The organism is Pseudomonadota bacterium (assembly GCA_030860485.1).
Lineage (GTDB): Bacteria > Pseudomonadota > Gammaproteobacteria > JACCXJ01 > JACCXJ01 > JACCXJ01.
Genome location: JALZID010000371.1, coordinates 1 through 6,971, shown reverse-complemented (window position 1 = coordinate 6,971; position 6,971 = coordinate 1). Strand labels below are relative to the sequence as shown.

Genomic DNA, 6,971 nt, shown 5'->3' with positions numbered 1-6,971 from the left:
GCCCAGGTTACCTGACTGGTGATGTCCTGCGTACTATTGTTTGAGTAGGTCCCGGTGGCTGTGAACTGCTGCGTTGCCGAAGTTTGGATCGTCGCGTTTGTGGGTGTCACCGCAATCGATGTCAATGTCGGGGCAGTCCCTGCAATGAATACTACATCCACCCAGTAATTACTGGCCCCGAAGGTGTTCGTTGGGAAACCACCCATCCCATACAAGTACACTCCATTGCCGCCACTCCCCCCGTCCTGTAGCGCATGCAGTGGTGGGGTGTCGACACCAGTGGTGAAGTACCCCTCATTGACCGCATACCGCCCGTTCGGCGCATGATACGACGCGACATAGACCGCAGTGGCCGTGATCGCCACCGGGGTCGCGAAGTTCACCTGCTGCCAACCGGAGGCCGTCTCGCCGGTGAAGGTCGCCTGCGCCAACAGCGTTCCGCCGCTGCTCCATAGCTTGCCCACATGCGTACCCGTGTTCGCACTGCCCTTGTAGAACCGCACCCCACACACCGTGCCGTTGACATCCGAGCGGAACTTGACCCCCAACTCCACCGCCGAGGTGTCCGCATCCGCAGCCACGGTAGGCACTGCCGTCGCAGGCCAGAGGGTGCTCCCACTACAGGGGTTCGGAGTGCCCGAGCCGACCGTTACGGTAACCCCAAGGCTGGGAGTCTGGAGATTCCCGCTATCGTCGGCCGCACGGCTCTTGATCGTCACATTCCCAGACCCGCTGGGAATCCAGCTATACGTCCAAGTCGCGCGTCCATTGGCCGGCTGCCAGGACACACCACCGTCCACCGAGACCTCGACACCGCCCACGACACCGCCGCCGGCGTCGCTCGCCGTACCGCTGATCGTCGTGGGAGTGCCCGGCGAAACGTTCGAGCCGCTGGTTGGCGAGGAGATCGCGGAGCTGGGAGCGGTCGTGTCGGTCGACGCTGAGGCCGCGACCAAGCCTGCCTGCAAAGTGGCCGGCTGAACGCCCATGTCCGCGAATAGATTCACGGTCGCCTGCCGCATGCGCGCGTCCGCAGGGTTGCTGCCACGGTCGTGGTTGCTGTCGAGCCCCCAAGACCATTGAACCGTGCCGGCGCCGAAGACCAAAGCGCCGCTGCCGTGCTTATACAAGGTCAGGCGGTGCGTCGCCGTGCCCGCCGCGTAGGTCGATCCATAGTCCTGCAGGAGTTGTACCCCGTTGATAGTGGTCGACGACAAACGGACAAGACCAGGCGGGCGGAATCCGTTGTCAAGATCTTCGTCCCACTCGTAGCCTAGCGTGCTACCCGCAAGTGTCGCGACGGCACCTGGCGCCAGCGTGGCGACCGTTGTATTGCGCCAGAAACGCATCTTTCCGTCCGCCTCAGGCACTTTGATAGCATCGCTGGCCGATGACCCATTGACCGTGAAGATCGTGCCTGTCAATTCGTTCCGTCGGCCGGCGGGCTGAAACGCGGATCGCGCCACGTACCGGTCCAGGTCGGCGGATCCTGCGGATCGATCACGGCGTTGGCATGAGTCTCCTTGTAGCACACGAGCGTGCGACGCGGCGTCCCCGAACCATCGATGCTATTTTCCCAGCGCGTTTTCCAGAATACCTCGTTACCGCTGAAGAACGCGAGGCTGACACCCGCGTTGCGGGCCGCTTCCACATTAGTCCTCTGGGCCCCAGACCAATATTCATCATGGCCGACTGAGAGAAAGATCTTATAATTCTGGATTAAGTTGTCAAGCCTATCGGCGTCGACACCGGTGAAATAACTGACATCGTAGCCGTTGGCCTCCAACCACCGCACCATCGGATATTCGGCGTTGAAGAGCCAGTCCTGGCCGTTGTCCACCGAACGGGTATTGAATGGTCGATTGTAACTGACCTTATACGCACGGCCGGCCGGCGATCCCGTATAGAGGCTGTTCCCGCCATAGCTATTGTAGGCCTGCCAGGTCGTATCTGAAGTTTGGAACAATAGATCTGAAGTACCGGTGTCGCGGACGACAAAGACGATATGACTCGCGCCCCCAGTGTCGTTGCGGACGAGCAGCGCAAAGTAGATCCCGGATACTGAGTTCGCTGGCACCGCCCAGGAGGCGGAGATCGCCCAGTTTCCGCAATCGATAAGCCCAGTGGCGGCGTTACTCAGGCAGTTCGGCTGCGATTGCGGTAAAGCGGCGGAGGGAAGGACGGTATCCACCTTTCGTGCACCCATTCCGCCATAGTAGCCTAGCCGGTAGATGTCGAGTTGGTAATTGGTAGCGTTGGTCTTCACCTTGAAAAAAACGGTCTGCCCGCGATCGACGCTGATCTGGGTGGCATAACCCTGGATGCTCGAGTCCCCAGCACCGCTGATATCCCACTCGCTCGAGGGATTACCCGGTTGACAGTTCTCGGCAACGATGGGATTTTCCGGAGCAGCGCAATTGGCCAGCGCCTGTTCATGCGGACCGAGCAGTGAAGCGCAGAACAGCATTGCAAGGTAGGTAAATCTACGGAGCATTTCGTTCTCCACGGAAGGCGAAGTCATCGACGTATATAGTCGCGTTTAGGCCGCTCACCACACCACATACTCCTGCGCTTCGGCCATTCTGTTGCACCGTACTACGAGCTCTCACCTTGTGCGGATACATGACGTTATTCCCTCTCTCCCAAATCCAAAGCCCTCGGCTACGGCGCTTTACTCGAAATAACCTGCCTTCCACCGGATAATGCGCACCGAAAGCGGCGGATAATCTTCGAATCCAGCGCCCGTTATGTATCTTGCCGGGTGCTCCCAACCCTTATCGAAGGCCATGGATGACATCATTGCCCGGGGTCCCGAAGATCGTGTTGCTGTTACTGTCCCCGACGATGGTCGCCGGCAGTCCGTTACAGAGGACCGGAGGCTGGCCCGGAGGTCGCACCGTTATGGCGAGAAGTGAAGTGGGCACGTTAGTGAGGACTTTTAAGCTGCCACCCCACCAACTGGAAGGCTGGTCACAATTACAGCCACTTACTTGGCCTTCCGCCTGAACACTGATTAGATGTGCGCCCGGCGACACAGGTCCCAAATCAACAAGGCCTGTATCCAATGGTAATTCTGCAAATGCGGAAGCGCCAGGCCAGCTAAGAACCCTGTGGTCACCTTTAAGATTCCATCGACGAAAAGATGAACCCTTAAAGATGAACAATGCGTACTGCGAACAAAGTACTGTACCTGGAGAACTAGTTCACCTGACACGGAAAACGGTGGATCACACAGTTGGCCTGTGCTGGTACAGGTGACGAGAAAGTCTGGGATGACTGTCTCAAACGTCTCCTGACTATTCGCTGTCGCTGATAGTCCGAACAGGCCGATAGCCATGACGGCAGTTATAACGATGAAATGCTTGTTCAATCATTTCACCGACAGCGCATTGTCCACGGCGATAAGCCGTGAGAGCTTTTTTCATGTGTAATCTCCATATCAAACCAATTGTTTCCCTTCCAGCAGCGGGCAGACGACACCTCAAGCAAGATCTGGGCCGCCTCGATCCCGGCCTCGGGCCTCGGTAGGCCGGCGTCGTGCTCGTAGATGCCGGCGCGCTCCTCGAAGTGCTCTCGCAGGTCCTCGGAGTCCCTTGCCACCGCGGCCTGTTCGAACGCTTCGACGGTCCCCAGCGGGATGTCGCCAGCCGCGTCGAGCCTGACCCTCCGCGCACGCACGCGCGGGGGGTGCGAACCACGCGGCGGACTCGCTTGGGTGCCGGCGGTGAAGTGTCGGCTCAGTGATGAGGGTCGAGTTCGCACCCGCGAACCCCCTCGCGAACCAGCTCCTCGCGCACCCGGATTCGTTTTCTCGTACTGTGCCCGGCTGCGGCCCCTCGCGCGCGAGGGGTGCGAACCGCGGGGCAGCCGCGCGCTCACCCCGCTTACCCGAAGGCCGATAAGATCAAGCGCCGGACAGGCGCACGGAGGTGTGCCCGGCACCCTCTAGCCCGGGCAAAGGCGGGTATATATCCCGCGACGATGGCAGTAAAAAGATCCAATACAGACAACTAGTTACAGTGGTTTGTCGCTGGAAGTGGGGGCGAAATAGCGAATTTGGGCCGCCGATCGGGTGCGCAAGGTCCGCGGTGGCCGCGATCTGGCCCGCCAAACGCGAGATTTGGATCCATCAGAGCCTGGATCCCGAGGAGCACCCCGACCTCGAGGGGCGGTATCGCTTCACCCTTGCCCACGAAGCAGGCCATTGGCGACTGCACCGGCTCTACCTCGCCACCGATCGTGCTCAGGCGTCCCTGTTCGGTGGGTCGTTGAGGCCTGCAGTGGTTTGTCGCTCCAGCCGGAAGAAGGAGTGCGCCGAGTGGCAGGCCGATTTCTATGCTTCGTGTCTTCTGATGCCGAGGCGGTTGGTGGCTGACGCCTTGAAGCAGGAGTTCGGAACCCAAAATCCGATCGTTTATGAGCTCGTGAACCACACCCCCCAGGCTGCCCGCCTCCACTGGAACGGCCCGCGGTCTATCGCTATGATTCTTGACGAAATGTTTGAGCGCCATGGCTACCTGCTCAACAACGTTGCCAAGCGTGGCGATATGTTTGAGTGCCAGGCCTACCTGTTCAACAACGTAGCCAAGCGTTTCGCGCCGATCTTTGGTGTCTTGCTCCAAGCGATGCGCGTCCGGCTGGCGCACCTGCTTCACCGCGAGGTGCCACGGCAACAGGCCTTTGCCGTCGGTTCTTGAGCCCCTTTTTTTTAAGGAGATCGCCAAGTGTCAACCGGTCGGAGCGGTGCGACGACGTGATTGCCTTCTACGGCGAGGGCGGCAGCGTCCGCCCGCTTGCATTCGCTGCGGCGATCAAGGACATGAAGGCGTTGCTGCACAATGCGTGACCCTCCGACCCTCTCCGCATCGCCCCGCGTACATCGCGGCCAGACCGCCGAGGCGCTCGCCCATCTCGAAAGGATCGTCGTCGACGGGTTGCGGCATGGCTTCTTCGACTGTTCCATCGTCTGCCAGATCGTGAGCGGCGGCAAGCGCGAGCTCGTGATCCGCGCCGGCAAGTCCCACAAGTTCACGATCCCAGAGGATGAAGTGCCGCGCTGACGCGGCCCCGATAGCGGCGATCCGATGGGGACGCCCGAGATGCAAATCACGTCAAGGTTCCAGCGGCGGACCATGCCGAGGCGATCCGCGCGGCCCGGCCTTCGATGCCGGAAGGGCTCCATGATCGTGGCAGATGCGCCTATGATCGCCGCCGAGATCATCGGTCAAGTACTTGCGGCCGGTGGCCAGATCGCGGTGGACGGGTTTGACTTGGCGCTGAGTGCCCCCCCGGCCGTTGTCCGGTGACCTGCTAGACAAGCTCAAGGCCTACAAGCCCGCCGTCTTGGTCGTGCTCGCCACGCCGACGGTGACCGGGGAAGCCGAGGACCTGCGTGAGGCCTTTGAAGAGAGGGCCGTCATGTTAGAGCATGACGTCGGGCTGTTGAGGCCCGAGGCTGAGCAGGAAGCAGCCCGGATCACGGCGACCTTAGCTCGGAACCGCGGCTACCTATGGGCGAGCCTGCGATCTGCGCTCTTGGACTACCCTGAGTTCCTCGCGGCCTTGCCTGATAAGCCAGGCCAGTCGATGCCCTGCCCCTAGGCGTGGCCAAGGTTGCCGTGCTCAAGGGCCGACGGTTGGGGGAAGGCATGAGGCGAGCTCCCGGAGGCCCTGACGGCCGCCTGCGGTGGCCTGGACGGCGGTTCCGATCGAGGGAGAAAACTTGACTGCGCCCGGCACCATCGGCCAGCGCCATCGCCGCGCTCGGATCGGACCCCCACACCGTCGATTTCTGGTCGGCCGGCGCCGGCATCGAAATTCGATGGGATCCGAAGCCGCCGCGGCGCTGGAAAGCCGCGTAACTGGCGAAATACCAAACGCCTTCATGGCCGAGCTGGCCGAGGCGCTCGGCCGCTGTGTGATCGTGATCGAGGTATGAGGGGACACTTCATCTCGGAGGGAGAGGAGGTATGGGAAGTCCTACCGCGCCTAAGATGTCCGGGTGCCGGTTTGCCTGCGGCACGTTAAGGACCTCATGCAGGTCGCCGAAATCGACGCGCAACTTGAGATGCTTCTCAACAATGTCCTCGATGAGGATCGGGGCCTTCACGGTGACGCCCCGCGCGCGGGCGTGTTGCGCGAGCAACGCTCGGGCGTCGAGTTCGATTGCCTCCTCGGAGAGATTGCGAACCTGGATCGTCATGTAGTCGCCATCGTCATCTGCACCGACAATGTCCCGGAAAGCCCGGATCGCGGGCTGTAACGGTTACTTTTTCTTCGTCTTCTTCGCCTTCTTCGCCTCGCGGGCGAAGCGACCCATCTCCTCTGCCGTCAGCCCGTTCGCCGAACGAAGGAAGGACGCCATCTCGCGCGGCTGCCGCTTGATGATTTCGGTCAGGTCAGACGCCACGCGGCCGGCCAATGCGAGTAGCTGGTCGGGGTCGCGGCCAATGATCTTCGCGATGGCCTTCACCCTGTCCTCGGCCGGCGGCAGGAACTCGCCCCTCTCGATCTTCGACAGGTACGTCGGGCTCACCCCGATCATCTTCGCCATCTCGCGTAACCCGATCTCCCGCGCCTCGCGCTCCCGGCGCACCAAGGGACCGAAGCTCTCTCTCTGGCTACTCGTCATCGCTTCTTGCTCCCGACATGTACTGTGTATTTAACACTCCTGCCTGATGCAGTCAAGATGGTGCCCGATGCCCACGCCGCCTTAAAGCCCGGCAGGGGGTTGAGGTATGCGGGCACAGGGGCGTTGATTTGCATCGCATAACGCTGCGGGATGTAGCTGTAGCCGAAGCACTTGCGCACCACGGTGTTTCCGCCAGGCCGTTGGTCGTTGGAATGCTAGTGGAGTGTCCCTTAAATAACTTGACAGATTCTCTGGCAATTGCTATGCTTACGGTCATGCCGAACACGAGGCTGTCGATCGAGTTGAAACGGCTGAACGGACGCAGCTCGAAAAGTGGGAG

At 61.0% G+C, this 6,971-nt stretch carries 9 protein-coding genes; 5 read left to right on the top strand and 4 right to left on the bottom strand.

Going from position 1 to position 6,971, the window contains the following annotated elements:
• The 3 genes from M3461_22900 to M3461_22890 all read right to left on the bottom strand — a co-directional run.
• Positions 1–1,424 (bottom strand): DUF4082 domain-containing protein (locus tag M3461_22900; protein ID MDQ3776989.1); only part of this gene is annotated, 1,424 nt, incomplete at its 3' end.
• The gene (locus M3461_22895) at positions 1,421–2,494 is read right to left on the bottom strand and encodes a hypothetical protein (GenBank protein MDQ3776988.1); all 1,074 of its coding nucleotides are present in this window, start codon (positions 2,492–2,494) and stop codon (positions 1,421–1,423) included. The genes M3461_22900 and M3461_22895, both read right to left, overlap by 4 nt.
• 881 nt (positions 2,495–3,375) lie before the next feature.
• Complete coding sequence (locus M3461_22890) at positions 3,376–3,678, bottom strand: hypothetical protein (GenBank protein ID MDQ3776987.1); 303 nt, start codon at positions 3,676–3,678, stop codon at positions 3,376–3,378.
• Between the two features lie 410 nt (positions 3,679–4,088).
• Here M3461_22890 and M3461_22885 point away from each other — a divergent pair, with 410 nt between their 5' ends.
• The 5 genes from M3461_22885 (at position 4,089) to M3461_22865 (ending at position 6,262) form a co-directional block, all read left to right on the top strand.
• On the top strand, positions 4,089–4,697 hold the full coding sequence (locus M3461_22885; GenBank protein ID MDQ3776986.1) for an ImmA/IrrE family metallo-endopeptidase: 609 nt from the start codon (positions 4,089–4,091) through the stop codon (positions 4,695–4,697).
• Positions 4,698–4,838: 141 nt separating this feature from the next.
• Complete coding sequence (locus M3461_22880; protein ID MDQ3776985.1) at positions 4,839–5,060, top strand: hypothetical protein; 222 nt, start codon at positions 4,839–4,841, stop codon at positions 5,058–5,060.
• A 235-nt stretch (positions 5,061–5,295) separates the two neighbouring features.
• Positions 5,296–5,601 (top strand): hypothetical protein, encoded by a 306-nt coding sequence (locus M3461_22875; protein MDQ3776984.1) that lies wholly within the window; start codon positions 5,296–5,298, stop codon positions 5,599–5,601.
• Positions 5,602–5,722: 121 nt separating this feature from the next.
• Positions 5,723–5,938 carry a hypothetical protein gene (locus tag M3461_22870; protein ID MDQ3776983.1) on the top strand — a complete coding sequence of 72 codons (216 nt, stop codon included), beginning with the start codon at positions 5,723–5,725 and terminating at the stop codon, positions 5,936–5,938.
• A 96-nt stretch (positions 5,939–6,034) separates the two neighbouring features.
• Entirely contained in the window at positions 6,035–6,262 is a 228-nt protein-coding gene (locus tag M3461_22865) for a hypothetical protein (GenBank protein MDQ3776982.1), read from the top strand.
• Positions 6,263–6,265: 3 nt separating this feature from the next.
• On the opposite strand, the gene M3461_22860 is transcribed toward M3461_22865, so the two are convergent.
• Positions 6,266–6,595, bottom strand: coding sequence for a helix-turn-helix domain-containing protein (locus M3461_22860; GenBank protein MDQ3776981.1), 330 nt, complete (start codon positions 6,593–6,595; stop codon positions 6,266–6,268).
• Positions 6,596–6,971 lie beyond the last annotated feature (376 nt).